12 protein-coding genes are annotated in these 17,525 nt (G+C 59.2%); all 12 read right to left on the bottom strand.

The window, feature by feature from the left end; genetic code table 11:
• Positions 1–36: 36 nt before the first annotated feature.
• The 12 genes from NK667_RS22390 to NK667_RS22335 all read right to left on the bottom strand — a co-directional run bounded on the left by NK667_RS22390 (position 37) and on the right by NK667_RS22335 (position 16,760).
• Positions 37–1,488, bottom strand: coding sequence for a mannose-1-phosphate guanylyltransferase/mannose-6-phosphate isomerase (locus tag NK667_RS22390; RefSeq protein ID WP_054616081.1), 1,452 nt, complete (start codon positions 1,486–1,488; stop codon positions 37–39).
• A gap of 210 nt (positions 1,489–1,698) precedes the next feature.
• Positions 1,699–2,364: an alginate O-acetyltransferase AlgF gene (locus NK667_RS22385; RefSeq protein WP_054616080.1), complete on the bottom strand. Its 666-nt coding sequence runs from the start codon at positions 2,362–2,364 to the stop codon at positions 1,699–1,701.
• 17 nt (positions 2,365–2,381) lie between these two features.
• Positions 2,382–3,557 (bottom strand): alginate O-acetyltransferase, encoded by a 1,176-nt coding sequence (locus NK667_RS22380; protein WP_054616079.1) that lies wholly within the window; start codon positions 3,555–3,557, stop codon positions 2,382–2,384.
• Positions 3,558–3,568: 11 nt separating this feature from the next.
• Complete coding sequence (locus tag NK667_RS22375; RefSeq protein ID WP_054049733.1) at positions 3,569–5,134, bottom strand: MBOAT family O-acyltransferase; 1,566 nt, start codon at positions 5,132–5,134, stop codon at positions 3,569–3,571.
• A gap of 204 nt (positions 5,135–5,338) precedes the next feature.
• Complete coding sequence (locus tag NK667_RS22370) at positions 5,339–6,472, bottom strand: mannuronate-specific alginate lyase (RefSeq protein ID WP_054616078.1); 1,134 nt, start codon at positions 6,470–6,472, stop codon at positions 5,339–5,341.
• An 11-nt stretch (positions 6,473–6,483) separates the two neighbouring features.
• On the bottom strand, positions 6,484–7,944 hold the full coding sequence (locus NK667_RS22365; protein WP_054616077.1) for an alginate O-acetyltransferase: 1,461 nt from the start codon (positions 7,942–7,944) through the stop codon (positions 6,484–6,486).
• A gap of 10 nt (positions 7,945–7,954) precedes the next feature.
• The gene (algG, locus tag NK667_RS22360; protein WP_054616076.1) at positions 7,955–9,541 is read right to left on the bottom strand and encodes a mannuronan 5-epimerase AlgG; all 1,587 of its coding nucleotides are present in this window, start codon (positions 9,539–9,541) and stop codon (positions 7,955–7,957) included.
• 26 nt (positions 9,542–9,567) lie between these two features.
• A complete protein-coding gene (locus tag NK667_RS22355) occupies positions 9,568–11,055 on the bottom strand; it encodes an alginate export family protein (RefSeq protein WP_054616075.1) in 1,488 nt (495 codons plus the stop codon).
• Positions 11,052–12,557, bottom strand: a complete 1,506-nt coding sequence (gene algK, locus NK667_RS22350; RefSeq protein ID WP_082356678.1) for an alginate biosynthesis TPR repeat lipoprotein AlgK — start codon at positions 12,555–12,557, stop codon at positions 11,052–11,054. The genes NK667_RS22355 and algK overlap by 4 nt, the downstream gene beginning before the upstream one ends.
• Before the next feature lie 15 nt (positions 12,558–12,572).
• Positions 12,573–13,742 carry an alginate biosynthesis protein Alg44 gene (locus NK667_RS22345; RefSeq protein ID WP_054616074.1) on the bottom strand — a complete coding sequence of 390 codons (1,170 nt, stop codon included), beginning with the start codon at positions 13,740–13,742 and terminating at the stop codon, positions 12,573–12,575.
• Between the two features lie 36 nt (positions 13,743–13,778).
• The gene (alg8, locus tag NK667_RS22340) at positions 13,779–15,260 is read right to left on the bottom strand and encodes a mannuronan synthase (protein ID WP_401326791.1); all 1,482 of its coding nucleotides are present in this window, start codon (positions 15,258–15,260) and stop codon (positions 13,779–13,781) included.
• A 183-nt stretch (positions 15,261–15,443) separates the two neighbouring features.
• Entirely contained in the window at positions 15,444–16,760 is a 1,317-nt protein-coding gene (locus NK667_RS22335) for a nucleotide sugar dehydrogenase (RefSeq protein WP_054616073.1), read from the bottom strand.
• Positions 16,761–17,525 lie beyond the last annotated feature (765 nt).

Here is a 17,525-nt window from a genome sequence, read left to right as displayed (position 1 = left end):
GCGGGCTGGACGGGGGCTTCTTGTTTTACAGATCAATCACTGCGCGATGGTTTTCACCGACACGCCGCGTTCGATCGGGGTCGAGCGACCGTAGATATCTTCGAAGCGCTCGATATCGTCTTCACCCAGGTAGCTGCCCGATTGCACTTCGATGATCTCGAGTGGAATCTTGCCCGGGTTGCGCAGACGGTGGACCGAGGCGATCGGGATGTAGGTCGACTGGTTTTCGCAAAGCAGGAACACGTTCTCGTCGCAGGTCACTTCAGCCGTGCCGCTGACCACGATCCAGTGTTCGGCGCGGTGGTGGTGCATTTGCAGCGACAGGCACGCGCCCGGCTTGACCGAGATGTGCTTGACCTGGAAGCGGCCGCCCATGTCCACCGAGTCGTAGGAACCCCACGGACGATAGACTTCGCAGTGGTTCTGGGTTTCGCTGCGGCCCTGTTCGTTGAGGGTGTTGACCATCTGTTTCACGCCTTGGACCGAGTCCTTGTGGGCGATCATCATGGCGTCCTTGGTTTCGACGACCACGATGTTTTCCAGGCCAATCACCGACACCAGTTTGCCGTTGCCGTGGATCATGCAGTTTCTGCTGTCCTGGATGACCACGTCGCCTTTGGACACGTTGCCGTTGGCGTCTTTTTCATTCACTTCCCACAACGACGCCCAGCAACCGACATCGCTCCAGCCAGCGGTCAACGGTACGACGCAGGCGCGCTGGGTTTTTTCCATCACGGCGTAGTCGATGGAATTGTCCGGGCAGCAGGCGAAAGTGGCTTCGTCGAAGGTGATGGTGTCGGCATCTTGCTCGCTGCGCTCAAGGGTCAGCAGGCAGGTGTCGTAGATGTCCGGATCGTGCTTTTTCAGTTCTTCGAGGAAGCGGCTGGCGCGGAACAGGAACATGCCGCTGTTCCAGAAATAACCGCCGGACTCGACGTATTCGGTGGCGCGCTTGACGTCAGGTTTTTCGACGAAGTGCGAAACACGGCTGACGCCTTCAGGCAGCAGCGAGTCATTGGTCGACTTGATGTAGCCGTAGCCGGTTTCCGGTTTGGTGGCCGGTACGCCGAACAGCACCATCTCGCCGTTTTCGGCCGCAACGGTGGCCAGGGCCAACGCGCGTTGCAGGGCTTTCTGGTCTTCGAGGACGTGGTCGGCTGGCAGCACCAGCATCAACTCGTCGCGACCTTCATTGACCAGCATCATCGCGGTCAGGGCCACGGCCGGCGCGGTGTTGCGGCCGAACGGTTCCATCAGGATGCGCTGAACTTCGAGCTTACGATTGTTCAGTTGCTCGTTGACGATGAAGCGGTGGTCCTTGTTGCAGACCACGATCGGGGAGTCCATGCCTTCGAACACCAGGCGTTCCAGGGTTTGCTGGAACAGGGTGTGTTCGCCGGTCAAGGCCAGGAACTGTTTAGGAAACTGTTTGCGCGAAAGCGGCCAAAGACGTGAGCCGCTACCACCTGACAAGATTACCGGAATCATGTTGTTACTCCTTAAAATCGATTGGTTAGAGCTACTGCGTTCTGTCGTTTCACTCTTGTTCTTGTTCCGTATCCGGATGACACCTCGGTCCACTGTGGGAGCGGGCTTGCTCGCGAAGGCGGTGTATCAGTCGACATCATGGGTGGATGTCAGACCGCTTTCGCGAGCAAGCCCGCTCCCACATGGAAACGGGTCAATCCAGAAAAATTATTAGCGCGTCGAAACCGGACGTTTCACCCACACTGGCGACAGGCTGCTGCCTTTGCCGGTGACGTACAGCACGGCCGCTTCGCCGCGTTCCAGGGCAACCGGTTTCACGTCGCCGACTTTGGTCGCGCCGTCATACAGGGCTAGGCTGACTTTCACCGGGTTGATTTCACGCTCGCCACGACCCTTGGCCGCTACCGACGGAACCACTTCGGTCTTGCCATCGGCGGTTTTCAGGGTCAGGGCCTTGTCGCTCAGGTTCTGTACGCGAACCAGGGACTTCTGCTTGTTCTTGAACGGCGGCTCTTCGATCAGTTGTGGCGCGCCGCTGGCGTTGTTGACCAGGGTGTAATAGTGGTCGCCGGCGAGTTTGACCGGCAGGGTCTGGCTGCCGACCTTGGCGCTGTAGTCGCCGCCCGGCATGAAGCTGAAGTCGCTGCTGGCCAGTGGCGCAACATCGCTCAGGTTGGTGGTGCCGACGGTGGCGCTGACTTCAGCATTACCGGCGTTGTAGATCCGTACGAAGGACGAGCCTTTCGGTGCGGTCGGGCCATAGAGTGCGGCGTCGCCAGCGAAGGCGGACATCGACAACACGCTCATGCCTGCAACGAGTGCGACTGCTTTTAAGGAGCGAGCGGCGAGACGGCGAGGAGTAGTAGTGAAAGTCATGGTAGTACCTCTCTCTTTCAGTTTTGCGCCCGGTCGGGCGTCTCGGATTTAGTGTTTGCGGCTACGTTTTGTTGGCGCACGCCAGCTTCTTTGAGCTCTGCGACCCACTGCGGGTCGGCGTCACCGATTTCGTTGTTCACAGGCAGATAACGTTCAGGAAACTCCCAGATCAGCACTTGTGGCGGGCTGTTCTTGAAAGCATCGCTTTTCAGGTAGCTGAGCATCGGCAGAATCGGGCCGTGGCCGTCTTCGGCGTAATTGACCACGTCGCTTTTCAGCGCTTGTTTCAGCGCACCGACGAAGTTCCAGTTCGGGTTGGCGCTGTAGCTGGTGCCGATCAGGGCCACCGGCACTTCGTTGTTGGCGAACAGCGCGTCGTCAGCGGCAGGCTGGTCATCAGCCGCCACGGTGTTGCGCTTCTGCAGCGGCTCGGTGGCCGGCATCATGTTTTCGAACAGCGGGTCCAGCGGCAGGAACAGTCGCAGGTCGCCTTTGTGGGTGACTTTTTCCGCTGGGGCAGTGACGAAGTTTTGCGGTTCGCCGCTGAGCGGGGTTTTCTCGGCAATGGTCTTGGCCAGGGTTTCGGCGGCGATTTGCGCGCCTTCCGGAGTCCAGTGAGTGTCGGTGCGCAGGAACACTTGCTGACCGTCCAGCTTGGCTTTCAGCATCGGGCCGTACAGGTCGGGGGCGAGGATCTTGTCGGCTGCCACACGAGCGTGGAAGTCTTCATAGAGGTTGGCGTGAATGCTCGAAGGCTTCACTTCGCCCAGGTGTTCCGGGTACAGGCGAGTCTTGGCCGGCACGATGGCCATGACCAGTTTCACGCCTTTGGCTTTCAGTTCCTGGCGCACGCCTTCGACCAGCGCGTAGTTGCCTTGCAGGTTCAGCTCTTCGTTGACGATCGGGTTGAATTCTTCATCGCTGTACAACCACTGATCGCGACCGAGCACGACGCCCGGACGACCTTCGTTGAACAGTTTGAAATCCAGCGCGGCCCAGAGGTTGGTGCCCAGGCGCTTGATCGGGAACTCGGCGTCGTAATGCGTCTCCACGGCTTTGGTCCAACGGCCATTCAGCACCGTGGTTTCAGCGCTGGTGCTGAAGCCCAAGAAGCTGCGCGTAGACCACAGGCCCAGGACCAACAGCGTCACCAGGAATAGGGCGATGTAGAGGATGCGTAATGAGCGGGTCATGGTCAGATCCCTCAGAACTGGAAGTAAAGGAACGGCGAGAAGCTTTGCGCCGAGAGTTTGAAAATCGAGGCGATGAACAACACCAGCACCAGCGTGCGCATCAGGTAGCGCGGCCAGTCAGCGGACCAGTAGGCCGGTTGCACGGTGGCTTCAACGCCCACGGTGTAACCCGGCTGATGGATGCTGCCCGGGTTATCGCCCGGTACGGCTTTGATCATTCCAGGCGTTGCGGTGGCCGGGCCATCGGCCTCGACGTTCACCACAGGCTTGGTTTTTTCCGGCGGACGATTGGTGTAGAAATCGCGGATGCCGAAGAACGCCAGGGTCATGTAAGCCACCACCAGGGTCGCCACTTGCAGGCCGGTCAGGCTGGCCTGGTTGAGTTCCGACAACGACCATTCGCCGAAGCTGAACATCGCGCCGTACATGCGGCCGGCAACGTGCAGGTTTTCCGAGCGGAAGATCACCCAGCCCATGACGACGAGCAGGAAGGTCAGTGCCCAGCGGATCGGGTTGATGCTGCGTGGCGAGGTGTTCAGGCCCAGGGCCTTCTCGATCGCCAGCCACATGCCGTGCCATGCACCCCAGACGATGTAGGTGATGTTCGCGCCGTGCCACAGACCACCGAGCAGCATGGTCAGGAACAGGTTGCGATAGGTCATCAACGTGCCTTTGCGGTTACCGCCCAGCGTGATGTACAGGTAGTCACGCAACCAGGTGGACAGGCTGATGTGCCAGCGACGCCAGAACTCGGTGATCGACTGGCTGATGTACGGCTGCTTGAAGTTTTCCATGAAGCGGAAACCCATCATCAAGCCCAGGCCGATGGCCATGTCGCTGTAGCCGGAGAAGTCGAAATACAGTTGCGCGGTGTAGGCCAGGGCGCCAAGCCAGGCGTCACCGGTGGTCGGGGCTTGCAGGGCGAAGCAATGGTCGGCCACCACCGCGAGGGTGTCGGCGATGAACACTTTCTTGATGAAACCCTGCATGAACCGCGTGGCACCTTCGGAGAACTTGTCGAGGGTGTGGGTGCGGTTGTTGAACTGGTCGGCGAGGTCGCGGAAACGCAAGACCGGGCCGGCAATCAGGTGCGGGAAGATCGCGACGAATGCAGCAAAGTCGATCAGGTTGCGGGTCGCCGGGGTATCGCCCCGGTAGACGTCGATGATGTAGCTGATGGACTCGAAGATGTAGAACGAGATCCCGATCGGCAACAGCACGTGGGTCAGGATGAACGGCGACAGACCGACCGAAGTCATCATCGCGTTGATGCTGTCGACACCGAAGTTGGCGTACTTGAAGTAGCCGAGAATGCACAAGTCGACGGCCACGCCCAGGAGCAACCAGCGCTGGGCCGGTTTGGTCCGAACGCCTGCCGCGCCGACTTTGAGGCCGATCCAGTAGTTCCACAGCGTGACAGCGGCGAACAGCGCAAGGAAGTCGACGCGCCACCAGGCATAGAACACATAACTGGCGATCAGCAGCAGCAGGTTGCGATAGCGTATTCCGCTCAAGTAGTACATGCCGAGAAAGATCGGCAGGAACAAAAACAGGAATACGTTGGATGAAAATACCATCCCGGTCTCTCCATGTTTAACCAACAGTCAAGGGCCAACGGCCCCCCCAAACCCCCCACGAAAAAACGGGGGGTGTATTGCATTCAAACCCGCTGCGTTCCCTGTAGGAGCGAGGCTTGCCCGCGAAGGCGATGTATCAGTCGACATCCTTGGTGAATGTCAGACCGAATTCGCGGGCAAGCCTCGCTCCTACAGGTGTGGGGGCTAGCTCCCCTTGTTGCCTTTTTCATTGGCCGGGTCGTAGACCTTGGTCAAATCCCCGCCGAGGCGGAAGGTTTTGAACGGCTGCATCTTGTGCTTCTGCGCCAGCACATCCGGCGAGCAGGTGTAGAGCGTGCAGAACGGTTCAAGCCAGGCAAATTTCGAATCGACCTTGAGGTCTTTCATGTCCTGTTCCTTGCCGTTCTTCTTCTCGAATTCCTCCGGATCTTTCACACCGGACAGCACTCGATCACCCAGGCGTTTCAGCGCGCCGTTGTTTTCCTGACGCAAATCCACACCGTTGACCAACGCAAAACTGGCGATCATCGACAGCGGCGGCAGGGCGTAGTTGTGATAGGCGAGTGCGCGTTGCTGGCGCTTGAGTTCGTTCGGCAGGAAGCCATCGGCGTCAATCTGGTTGGCGCCGACTTTGTATTCCTTCACCGACCAGTCGAACAGATCGCGGCGGTTGGTGGCGATGGACGTTGCCATCACCGACCAGGCGGACCAGTACGAGTGATTGTTGGTTTTCTCGAGTGGCAGGTTGTCCCAATCGCTGACGACCTGGTCTGCCATTTTGCTGAACCAGGCTTCGATCAACTGCGACTCTTGCTGGTGATTGGCCAACGGATGCGAGTCGGAGAACTTCAGGCGAATGTACGCCGACGCCATGCTGCCCAACGCCCATTTGCGCATCGATTTGCCGGTGTGGTTGAAGTCCTTGGACATCAAGGCATCGGCCTTGGCCCAGGCCGTCAGCCAGTTGAGCGTGCATTCGAGTTGTTCCGGGCGACCGTCACGCATGTACTGCATAACGCGCTTGCTGGTGCCGCGTTCCAGTTTGGTGATGTCGGCGGTGGTGTCGCGGAAGGCTTTTTCCGATTGCACGTTCAGGGTCGAACGGGCCTTGTCGGAACCTTCGTATTTGCTGCGAAATTGCAGGGCGCCGGTGTAAGGCGTCGGCATCGCGTCACAGCCTTCGCTGTTGTCGCCGGTTTTGACTTTTTCAATCGGCGCGAAGTAGCCCTGGGGCGGACGCAGTGGCGCGGCGGCCTGGGTGGCGCCGGCGAACATCGCCAGCGTCAGCAGGGAAGGAGCGAGCAACTTTTTCAAAGTTCGGGTTTGCATGCATGTCATAAGAGGTAGCCTCATTGTCCGGCTTGAGCGGTGCGCTGCTCATTGCCGGAGAACACGTTGCGTTTGCAGATTTTCGCTTCGACTTTTTGTGGCGCGGCACCCGCTTCAGGGCCCTGGACTTCAACGGCCAGCAGGTTCTGCGTGGCCCAGTCTTCGTCCGTACGCAACTCAAAGGCAAAACGCCCGTCGGTGTCGGAGGTTTCCGGTTTTTCGATTTTGATGTCCTCGTGGCGACCGTTCATGTACCAGAGGGTGGCTTGCAGGACTTTCACCGACGCATCGGCGAACTGGATGTCGACCTGGTGACTGCCGTTTTGCAGGTTCAGGTTCTTGCTGTTGACCATTAATTCGTTTTTGCCCGGCTTCAATGTGGTGCTACCGGTCATTTGTGTTTCCTTGCCTTCGCAACCGTTGTCCAGCAGCGCCATCATCTGGCGGTAGATGGTTTCCTGGTCGAGGCGATAGAGCGGCGAGAATTCCCAGATGAGGATTTTCGGCGGCTTCTTCTGGAACTCGTCGCTGCCCAGGTACTGCAGCATCGAACCTTCCAGGCCACCGCCAGGGAATGCCACGTTGAGGATGTCGGCACCGATTGCCTCTTCGAGGAAACCGGCGAAGTTGTAGTTCTTGCCACTGTGGCTGGTGCCGACCAGGGTGATCTCCGGATTGCCGGAGTCACTGAACAGGTCGCCATCGGCCGCTTCGCCTTTTGGCTCAGTGGTGAACTGATCCATGTACTGGATCGCGTAGCTCGTGCCACAGAGTTGACCGGCCATGTTGTGTAATGTTCCGGTCTTGCCCATGCGACCCGACTTATGGCTCTCGAATTCGCGCTTCGGCACGTCGGCGAAGGCCGGCATTTTCTTGATTTGCTCACCAACGATTTTCGCTGTGCGCTGGGCGCCGTATGGCGTCCAGTGTTGGTCACCGCGGAAGTAGAAATCGTGGGCCGGCAGGGTGTCGGGCAGCGTCTCGTTGGTCAGCGGCGACAGGTCCGGCACGGTGTAGCCCATGGCGGCGAAGCGGCCGAGCATGGTCTTGTAGTTCTTCAGGGCCTTGTCGAAATCGTACTTGGCCTTGTCTTCCGGATTCAGCTTGTTGCGGTTCACCAGGCCACGGGTCGGCTGGTAGACGACCACCAGTTCCACGCCTTTGCTCTTGAACGCATCGTGCAGTTCTTTCATGCGTTTGTAGCCGGCAGGGGAGGTGTCGAACTCGGTGCGCAAGTCTTCTTGCGTACGGAACAACCAATCGCCCTGGGCCTGCACCAGCGTGGTGAAGTTCTGCTGATAGCGCGTGGTGTAATTCTTCGCGTCGTGGGCTTCCGGGCACAGGTTGCAGCACGGGTCGGCGGTGAACTTCGGCGCAGTTGCACTGGCAGTTGCATCGTCGGCACGGGCGCCAGCGCTGGCCGCGAGAATCCCGAGTGTCAGGCCCGACAGGCTGAGTAATTTGATCAAGTGTGGGTGCATAAAATTATCCTCAGTCCTGCATTTCGGTCTGGCGTTCGACAGGGTCGATCAGCACGGCTTTCTGCTGGCGTACCAGCAGGTCGAGAATTTCATCCTGGCGCTCGCCAAGAATCCCGTTGAAGCTGATGCCACTGGATTTGGTCGGCGCGAGCATGGACACGCGGTACAACTCGACGCTCAGCGGCGAGTCGATGGACAGCGGTCCGCTGCCATTGCCGGCCAGTTCGCCGCCGACCACGATCAGCGACACCTGGGCGTCGAACGGGTCGAGCTTGATGTCCCGGTCGGTGTCGCTCAGGTCCTTGATGTGCCCGTAGACACCGGTCAGGCCGTTGGCCATGGCGAGGTTTTCGTAGAGGCGAATGTTCACGCTGTTACGAATCCGGATGCCGTGGCGCTTGTTGCTGATCACTTTGTTGCCCCACAACAGGTTGTCGCCACTCTCATAGAGGGTGATGCCGTCGGTGTGGTTCTTGTAGATCTCGTTGTAGGCGATCAGGTTGTTCACGCTGTTACGGTCGATCACCAGCCCCGAGAGGTGGTTGTCGTAGCTGCGGTTGTTGAAGATGAAGCTGTCGTTGACCTCACGGGAAATGATGATCCCGTGCTTCTTCTTGGTCCCGTATACGGTGTTGTCCGCGATGATCAGGCCGTGGGAACGGTCATGCGGGTCAATGCCGTAGACGATGTTGTCTTTGTAGGTGTTGCCCTTGACCACGAAGTCGCGGGCTTCGTAGCAGTAGAAGCCGTACCACATGTCCGAGAACTCGGAACCGACGATCCAGCCAGTCGGTTCAGAACGCTTGAGCACCTTGGCCATGTTCGGCGTGTACTGGGAAATACTCACGCCGTAGGACTTACTGTTGGCGTAGCCGAAACTGGCGATCTTGCTGTTGGCGATGTAGGTCTCGGTGCCGCCCCAGGACAGCAGGAACGGACGGAATTCCTTCGGCGTCTTGAACAGCGCCGGCCCATTGTTCTTCTCGCTCCACCCGGTAATTTTGGTGTCACGCACAAACAACTGGCCGTCGTTGACCAGGAACGAGCCGGCCTCTTGGGACAGGCGCAATTCCTGGGTCTGCTTGTCGATTTCGAGGATGCCCTTGCGGCCAACCACAATCGGCAGCTTCGCCAGGAATACACCTGGCGAAGTTTCGCTGATGTACTTCGGTTCTTTCTTCGCCAGGTCTTTGAGGTTCATGTAGCCGTCGTCGACGAAGATCGCCTGCGGGATACCGTGCTGACGCACTACCCACTCGGCCATCTTGTTGTCGCCGCCGATGAAGTCCTTCAAGGCGTCTTCCTGCATCATCCGGCGCACGCTGACCTTGCCCGGTTTGGTCCGCACGATTTTCGCGGCGATGGCTTCGGCGGTGTAGCCGGAAGTATCCGGCAGCTTCGGCTTGGCCAACTCCAGCGGCGCGGTCGGCGCGCTGGTGACGGTGTAGGTCTTGGCTTGTTGCAGTCCTTTGGCCAGGGTGGCCGGCTGGCCTTTTTGTGCAGGCGCAACCGGCTCCGCGTTGGCGAAGGCGACCGAGCTGGCCAGCAGCATGGCGCCGGCCAGCAACGTGATCGAACCTCTCTTCGGATAGGTCATGTCGGGCACTCCTTTCGCGGCTCGCATCAGAAGCGCCAGATCACGTCGATAAACGCGCGGTGCATGTACGAATCGACTTCTTTGCCATAGGCATCGCCGGGCTTGAACACACCGCCACGGAAACGCACCAGGGCCGAAGGCTCATCGATCGACTGGCTCAAAGCGGCAGGCAACAGCCCTTGCTTGAAGTACTTGGTGACCACTAGGTCCATTTCCTGACCGAGGTCCTTGTTGCCATCCTGCAGCGGCAGCGAAGTGCTGGAGAGGATCGCGCCAGTGGCGTCGTCGGTGTTGTTCTCGACGGCGTTTATACCGTTGCTGCCCACCGGTTTGCTGCCGTCAACGCGCCAGAACTTGTGGTACACGAGGCTGGCGTCGTATTCGTCGTTGAGCATCCACGAGCCGAACAGGGTCGCGGTTTGCATGTTGTTCATTTCGCCACGGAAGGCTTCGCCGAAACGGTGAACCCGCGAGCGAGTACCGGTGTAGTTCGAGCGGTTGCTTTCCAGGCCGTTCTGTTCGTAATCGGCGCTGGCGCGGGCATAGGCTGCACCGACTTGCCATTGCGGATCGAGGCGCAGACGCACGCCGACATCGGTAGCCCAGCCGTTGAGGTCTTCACCGGTCTTGGCTTCGGTCGGGCGGGTGCCGTCGGCATTCAGCGCGTTGACTGTGTCGGTGTCGCCGCTCATACCGGTGATGCTGCCCCAGTAGTTGACGGTGTTGGTGTTGCGCCAGTTGTAGGCATCGCTGTCAGCGGTCAGGCCGAGCCAGCTGATGTCGCCATTCTGTTTTTTGTCCAGCGAATCGCCGGCCACACCCGGTTCCGGGTAGTCGAGCTTGCCGTCATCGTGGGTGTGATGACCGCGAATGCCGACCCAGTTGCCCGGGGTCCACTGATACGCTGCATCGGCGTAAGCGTGCAGGCGATCCTTGTCTTTTGGCGCCAGCTCTTTCAAGTCGGTGCGGTACTCGCTGAAGCGTTCGGCAACACCGGCGTTGGCACGCAACAGGGTGGTGTCGAAGGTCCAGTTCAGGGCTTCGATGTTGGTGTCGCGCCATTGGCCGTCGTCATTGCGCAGGCGTTGGCGACCGAGCTTGAGCATCTCGCCCGGGTAAGGCGTGAGGCCGCTGTAGCCGACCCAGAATTCGCGCATGGCCAAGTAGTTTTTCTTGGACTTGCGATCACCGTTGTCGGTGGCCTGGGTGCCGTCGCTGTCGGACTGTTGCAGGGTGTCGGTTTCGATGATGTCGGTGGACGTCACCGCCTGACCCATCGCATAGGCGCTCCACGCGCCGCGTTCGCCGTAGACCCATGGACGCAGGTCGAGGCCCAGGCCATTGACGTCGCCGCCCTTGGCGGTGCCGAGGTCGGCGTCGTCTTCGGACTGGCCGGTGACTTTAACTTCGAGGCCGTAGTTTTTGGCTTCGGTCATCGCGGCCAGGGTCGGACACGACCACAGCAGGGCGAATGTCAGGCCAATACCGGCCTTGACGAATGGATTCAGCTTCATAGGGTTTCCTCGCCGTCTTCTTCTTGCAGGGCATGCAAATCCAGCTTGTTCTGGCTCGAGGAACCACGAACGGCCTGTTCTTGTTTCAACAGGCGTTGGGCCTCGGCGAGCTGGGCAGGCGGCAGTTGGGCTTCGAGTGTTGTCGCAAGCTCATTGGCTTGCGGGGTGTCCTGAGCCTTGGCGAGCTGGCTGAAGACATAGGCGTTAACCGGGTTGGGCTTGGTGCCCTTGCCTTGGGAAAACAGTTGGGCGATGGCGAAGTCGGCGCTGTTCTGGCCGTTGCGCGCAGCGGTCAGCAAGTGATCCAGGGCTTTCTGCGAATAGACCTTGCCCAGGTAACCACGGCGGTAGATCTGGCCGAGGTAGTAATCGGCGGCGACTTCACGGCCGACGGCTTTCTGGAAGTGTTCTTCGGCGACCTTGGCGTCAGCCGGCACCCATTTGCCTTCGTAGTAGAGCTTGCCCAGCAACAGTTCGGCGCGGGGTTGGTCGGCGGCGCGACCGTTGTCCAGGTACTTCATCATCGTGTCGACGTCACCGAGTTCCGGGAAGTCGTAAAGCAATTGCGCCAGGCTGACCCAGGAAGCAGGGTAGCCAGGGGCGATGTCTTCGAGCAGCGACTGCGCGGTTTTCTCGTCAGTCTTGCCCAGGGTCGCATCACCGAGAACGCGAGCGACGCTGTCCACGCGTTGAGCGGAAACAGTGCCACGCGCATGGGCGGCTTGCATCTGCTTGATCAGCTCGGCGGTCTGTTCTGGCTTGGCTTGTTTCTGGTAAACCGTGGCCAGTTCGACGTAGCAGATGTCGGTGGTGTTCAACGCGGCTTTGCAGATGGATTCGACTTCGTCCAGGTGCTGGTCGTAAGTGCCTTGGGTGCGATACAGCAGCACTTGGGCCAGGCCCGCTTCCGGTTTGCCTTCGGCGCGCCATTGGCTGATCTGCTGCTGGGCGTTGATGTTCGGGAAACTGTGCGGGTATTGCAGGTACAGCATCGCCAGCGGGATCAGCGTATTGCCTTCGCCATTGGCCGAGGCTTTTTTCAACAGGCCTTCGGCTTCGTGCTGTTCGGCTTCAGTGGAACCGGGCTTGGCCACCAGCAGGCGACCGAGACGAGCCTGGGCTCGCGGCGAAACGCCGACTGCGGCGCGGTAAGTCGCCTCGGCCTGTTTCATCTGCGCCGGGTCACGGCTGTCGACCTGGATATCGGCCAGGCCCACTTGGGCCTCGCTGTAACCCAGGTCCGCCAGTTGCTGGTAGTTCTGCTGCGCCAGCGCGGTGTCGCCGCGCTTCAGGGCTTCGTTCGCCAGGCGTTGGTCGGGCAGGCCGGCGCAGCCGCTGAGGCTGACGGCAAGGGCCAGCGAGCAGAATGCAAAACCCATGTGGGAGCGGGCTTGCTCGCGAAGCAGGCGCTGCGGTGCATCAGGCAGACCGCGCTGATCCCTTCGCGAGCAAGCCCGCTCCCACAAGGTTTGCGGTGTTTTCAGGAGACTGATAATCGTCACAGGCATGTCCTCGACTTAAATACCGGCGGCCATGGCTTTGTCGATCAGCCAGTTCAAGCTCGGGCCACGATCGCTGTTCACTTCCACCGGGCGACCGGCGAAGGTGGTGTCCAGCGGCTCGTCAGGCTTGATCTGTACGCGGATGTCGGAGGACAGGTCGGCGCTTTTCAGGCTGGTGCTGCTGACGATCTTGCCGGTGCGGACCTTGTCTTCGCCGGCGATTTCGAAGGTCACTGGCGCGCCTGGACGCACGTCGGCGAACTGGCGATAAGTGAAGCGCGCGTCGATGTTGGCTTCGCTGTTACGCGGCACCAGATTGAAGATCACGTCGCCCTTGCTGGCGTACTGACCGTTGCCAACCAGTTGCTGCGCCACGGTGCAATCGCACGGCGAAGTCAGGGTGCCGGTCATTTGCTTGCCGAACAGTTCTTCAACCTTGGCCGGTTGCAACTGGTCTTCGTCCAGATGGCCCTTGAGTACGTCGAGCATGCTGGTGCTGAAGGTCGCCAGTGGCGCGCCTTTGGCGGCAATGCCGTCAGCTTTGATCAGGCTCTGCACGGTGCCGTCGCGCGGCATGGTGATGTTCATGCCCGGTACGCTGACGATGCCGGCCTGGGCGTGGCTGACGAAGTACATGCCGTACACCGACTTGAAGATGAAACCGAACGCCGCGAGGCCGACGAGGAAAATCGCGAAGCTGAACGTCACTGCACGCAGACGACCGAACGGGGTCATGCCGTGGCCGCCATCCTTGACCTTGCGCGCCTTGGTGAAGTTGTCGCGCTGCAGGGTCGCCAGCACTTCACCCATGCTGACGATGTCGCCGGACAGGTGAGAGGTGATCAGGTGACGCAGGGTCGAGATGTCTTGCGCTTCCAGGTTCTGGAACTGGCAACCGGCGCGACCGGTCTGGCGATCGAAGGAGCGGATCTGCAACTCCACGTCCATGGCCAGGCCGAGGTTATCGATGACGAATTGCAGGCGAGCCTTGTGCACGTCGCCGATCTTCAGCGGCAGCTGACCGGCGTTGAACGCCAGGCCGCCAGCAGACAGGTCGAGGACCCGGGCTTCGACCGGCGTACGGTCTGGACCGAAGAACCGCAGCTTGGCCGGGATTTTCACTCGGGCGTGTTGGCGCTGGGCTTCGGATTCGTGCACTACGTTGGCATTGACGGCGGTATTCATAGGGGCAATTTCCTGGTTAATTCAATAAGGGGGCGGTCAGACCATCATCAGCAGCACGGCGACGAAAACGCTGCCGGCGGAGAAGGTCATGGTCCGAGACGACCAGGTGTTGAACCAACGTTGAAAGCTGGCGAGATCACGGGTCAATTTGGTGTCCTGGCGAGTCCAGGATTGTTGGTCGAGGCGGAAGAACACATAGATCTTCACCAGCGCGCCGACGATCTGGTTGTAATAGAGAATCATCGGATAGGCCGGGCCGACGCGGTGACCGGAGCAGGACAACAGCAGGGTCAGAATCAGGCGGGTGATGCCGATCCACAGCAGGTAAGCGAGGATGAACGCGCCGCCGTACTTGAAGCTGGCGATGATTGCTACGGTCAGGCCGAGCAACGAAGTCCACATCGACACGCGTTGGTCGAACAGCACTACCGAGGTGAACAGGCCAAGGCGTTTCATCCCCAGGCCCAGGGCGCGGGAGTTCTGACGCAGGTTGTTGCCGTACCAGCGGAACATCAGTTTGCGGCTGGCCTTGATGAAGCTTTTTTCCGGCGGGTGTTCCACGGTGTGGATCGCCGCGTCCGGTACGTAGAAGGTGTCGTAGCCCAGGCGCATCAGGCTGAACCAGCTCGACTTGTCGTCACCGGTCAGGAACTTGAAGCGGCCCAGGCGCCAGTGTTGCAGCGAGTCGCTTTCCACGTCGGCGATGAAGTCCGGGTCGGTCACCACGGTTGCGCGAAACACCGACATCCGGCCGGTCATGGTCAGGACGCGTTTGGACAGGGCCATCGAGCACATGTTGATGTGGCGCTGGGCGAAGCGCAGTTTGTGCCACTCAGCCATGACGTAGCCGCCGCGTACTTCGCAGAACTCGTTGGTGGTCAGGCCGCCGACATTGCCGAACAGCTGGAACCACGGCACGGTCTTGAGCACGACGCCAGGGGCGAGCACGGTATCGCCATCGATCACTGCAACCACTGCGCGGTCATCCGGCAAGTGGCGGGAGATGGCGCGGAAACCGTAGGCCAGGCCATCGCGCTTGCCGGTGCCGGGAATGCGCACGAAGTCGAGCTTGACGCGGGCCGGTGGATTCATTTTGGTCCACAGGCTTTTCACCAGCTTCTCATCGGACATTTCCACGATGGAGCAGACCATGGTGGTCGGCAGGCCGCAGTCGATCGCTTCGCGAATCACCGAGGCGTAGACCTGAGCAGTGGTCAGGGCGTCGATACGGAAACTGGTGACCATCAGGTACACATGCGACGGGTCTGCCGCTTTACCCAGCTTGCGCACTTTGCGCCGCAGGTGCGGGTAGACCACGTACAGGAACAGCATGCCGCGCAGAAAGTGCGTGGCACCCATCGAGTAACGCCAGATCCCGATGAAACCGATCAGGAAAATAAAGTCCTTCGACTCGGAGTCGAATGTGGACGAAGGCAACGCCATGGCGATGCCCATCAATAAACTTAGGTAAAACAGCCAACCGGCGGCCTGTAAAAGGCCGTGCTTTAGCCTGTGCATAATCTGCATCCGTCTCTATCTCGGGCGAGCCTGTGGGGTGGCCCGATGGGGTTAAGGCAGGCGAAAAAACCAGGTCAATTCCCTCGGACCCGTAGGCGCGAGGCTTGCCCGCGAAGACGGCGTACCTGACACATCACGTCGTCTGGTTCGCCGGCAAGCCTGGCTCCTACAGAGGGCTGCTTGTTACCAGCAGATACCTTCGGTGCGATCTTTAACGCTGGTGGCCTGAGACATGAAGCCAACCAGGTCGATCACTTGCTTGCCGTGTGGAGCCTGTTCCGCCAGGGCGCGGAATTTCTCGTCACGGTTACCGAGGATGATCACGTCGGAGTTGTTGATCACATCGTCGAAGTCGGAGTTGAGCAGCGATGAAACGTGCGGGATCTTCGACTCGATGTAGTCCTTGTTCGCGCCGTGGACACGGGCGTACTCGACGTTGCTGTCGTAGATGCTCAGGTCGTAACCCTTGCCGATCAGCATTTCCGCCAGATCAACCAATGGGCTTTCGCGCAGGTCATCGGTGCCGGCCTTGAAGCTCAAGCCGAGCAGGGCGACTTTGCGTTTGTCGTGGCTGGACACGATGTCGAAGGCGTTCTGCACTTGCGACACGTTGCTGCGCATCAGCGAGTTGAGCAGCGGCGCATCGACGTCCAGGGAACCGGCACGGAAGGTCAGTGCACGCACGTCTTTCGGCAGGCAAGAGCCGCCAAACGCGAAACCTGGGCGCATGTAGTACTGCGACAGGTTCAGGGTTTTGTCCTGGCAGACCACTTCCATCACTTCACGACCATCGACGCCGACAGCCTTGGCGATGTTGCCGATCTCGTTGGCGAAGGTCACCTTGGTGGCGTGCCACACGTTGCAGGTGTACTTGATCATCTCGGCGACGGCGATGTCCTTGCGGATGATCGGCGCGTCGAGTTCTTCGTACAGGGCTTGCAGCACGTCGCCGCTGGCCGTGTCGAACTCGCCGATGACGGTCATCGGTGGCAAGTCGTAGTCAGCGATCGCGGTGCTTTCACGCAGGAATTCAGGGTTGACCGCCACGCCGAAGTCGACGCCGGCTTTCTTGCCCGAGCAGTCTTCGAGAATCGGGATGACAACGTTTGCGACCGTGCCCGGCAAAACGGTGCTGCGAACCACGATGGTGTGGCGGGTGGTCTTGTCACGCAGGACAAAACCGATCTCGCGGCACACGGCTTCGATGTAGTTCAGTTCCAGGTCGCCGTTCTTCTTGCTTGGCGTACCGACGCAGATCATCGACAGGTCGGTGTCACGAATCGCTTCGGCGAAGTTGGTCGTGCCGCGCAGTTTGCCCGTCTCGATACCCTTCTGCAGAAGTTCACCCAGGCCCGGTTCAACGATTGGCGATTTGCCGGCGTTGATCATATCGATCTTGTCTTTGGCAACATCGACGCCAATGACGTCATGGCCACGTGCAGACAGGCAACCGGCACATACTGCACCGACGTAACCCAAACCAAATATGCTGATGCGCATCGCATTTACCTCTGTAATTATCAAGCCATTAAATGGCCGGAGTTAATGGTGTTCAGCGGTCGTAGTGCACTCGCAAGTGCGTGCTTACAGGCGCCACAATGCAGCGTGCAGGCAAACAAAGTTCCGAGTGACTAAATAGGTGCACTCAAGATGTGCGCAACTAGGCCTTATTATTATGTATGCCCTGTTATGCATCCTGCCCCCTGTTCAGAGGACAATCGTGCAAAGGTCATGCGCGCTCAATGTCAGGCTGAGGGCCCGTAAATCAAGCGGTTGGGTGCTCGGTTGAGCACGTTTATAGGGGCGCTGCCTTGGCCGTATAGGGGATAGTAATGGTGCGTATCTCCTGTCCTATTGGTACTGCCTGAATCAGAGGCCATTAAGCGGAAGTTCGTGTGACAACTTCGCTACATGGTTGTCGTCTCTGCGTAAGTTATTTCCTACAACCTCAAGGAAAATAGTTACCGGTGGTATGAGCGACGCATTTGGACATAGTTCCTGTCCGCCCATCGTGAATCCTGAAATTTCTTGAAATATTGAAAAAGATGGCACTGCTTTCAGATTGATAGCACTTACCGTTTGGCCCTTTATATATAGGGTAATTATCGAATTGGATGTGTATGTGCCACTACCGATAAAAATTTTCGGTGCCACTACTGAAAAAAATCATGAATGTCGAGTGAAAGAAAAGTTAGAAAGTTGGATGATGTATTTTTGGCGCCAAGAGAATGGCGAAACAGGCGGGGAATTGTCGGACGATTAAAC

Origin of the sequence: Pseudomonas nunensis (assembly GCF_024296925.1) — a bacterium.
Taxonomy (GTDB): Bacteria; Pseudomonadota; Gammaproteobacteria; order Pseudomonadales; family Pseudomonadaceae; genus Aquipseudomonas; species Aquipseudomonas nunensis.
Note: the sequence above shows the minus strand (reverse complement) of the source record. Positions and strands in the feature narration are given on the sequence as shown.

Coding starts and splice junctions, on each gene's coding strand:
- NK667_RS22390 (WP_054616081.1), bottom strand. CDS start 1,488: ATGATTCCGGTAATCTTGTCAGGTGGTAGCGGCTCACGTCTTTGGCCG.
- NK667_RS22385 (WP_054616080.1), bottom strand. CDS start 2,364: ATGACTTTCACTACTACTCCTCGCCGTCTCGCCGCTCGCTCCTTAAAA.
- NK667_RS22380 (WP_054616079.1), bottom strand. CDS start 3,557: ATGACCCGCTCATTACGCATCCTCTACATCGCCCTATTCCTGGTGACG.
- NK667_RS22375 (WP_054049733.1), bottom strand. CDS start 5,134: ATGGTATTTTCATCCAACGTATTCCTGTTTTTGTTCCTGCCGATCTTT.
- NK667_RS22370 (WP_054616078.1), bottom strand. CDS start 6,472: ATGACATGCATGCAAACCCGAACTTTGAAAAAGTTGCTCGCTCCTTCC.
- NK667_RS22365 (WP_054616077.1), bottom strand. CDS start 7,944: ATGCACCCACACTTGATCAAATTACTCAGCCTGTCGGGCCTGACACTC.
- algG (WP_054616076.1), bottom strand. CDS start 9,541: ATGACCTATCCGAAGAGAGGTTCGATCACGTTGCTGGCCGGCGCCATG.
- NK667_RS22355 (WP_054616075.1), bottom strand. CDS start 11,055: ATGAAGCTGAATCCATTCGTCAAGGCCGGTATTGGCCTGACATTCGCC.
- NK667_RS22345 (WP_054616074.1), bottom strand. CDS start 13,742: ATGAATACCGCCGTCAATGCCAACGTAGTGCACGAATCCGAAGCCCAG.
- alg8 (WP_401326791.1), bottom strand. CDS start 15,260: ATGCACAGGCTAAAGCACGGCCTTTTACAGGCCGCCGGTTGGCTGTTT.
- NK667_RS22335 (WP_054616073.1), bottom strand. CDS start 16,760: ATGCGCATCAGCATATTTGGTTTGGGTTACGTCGGTGCAGTATGTGCC.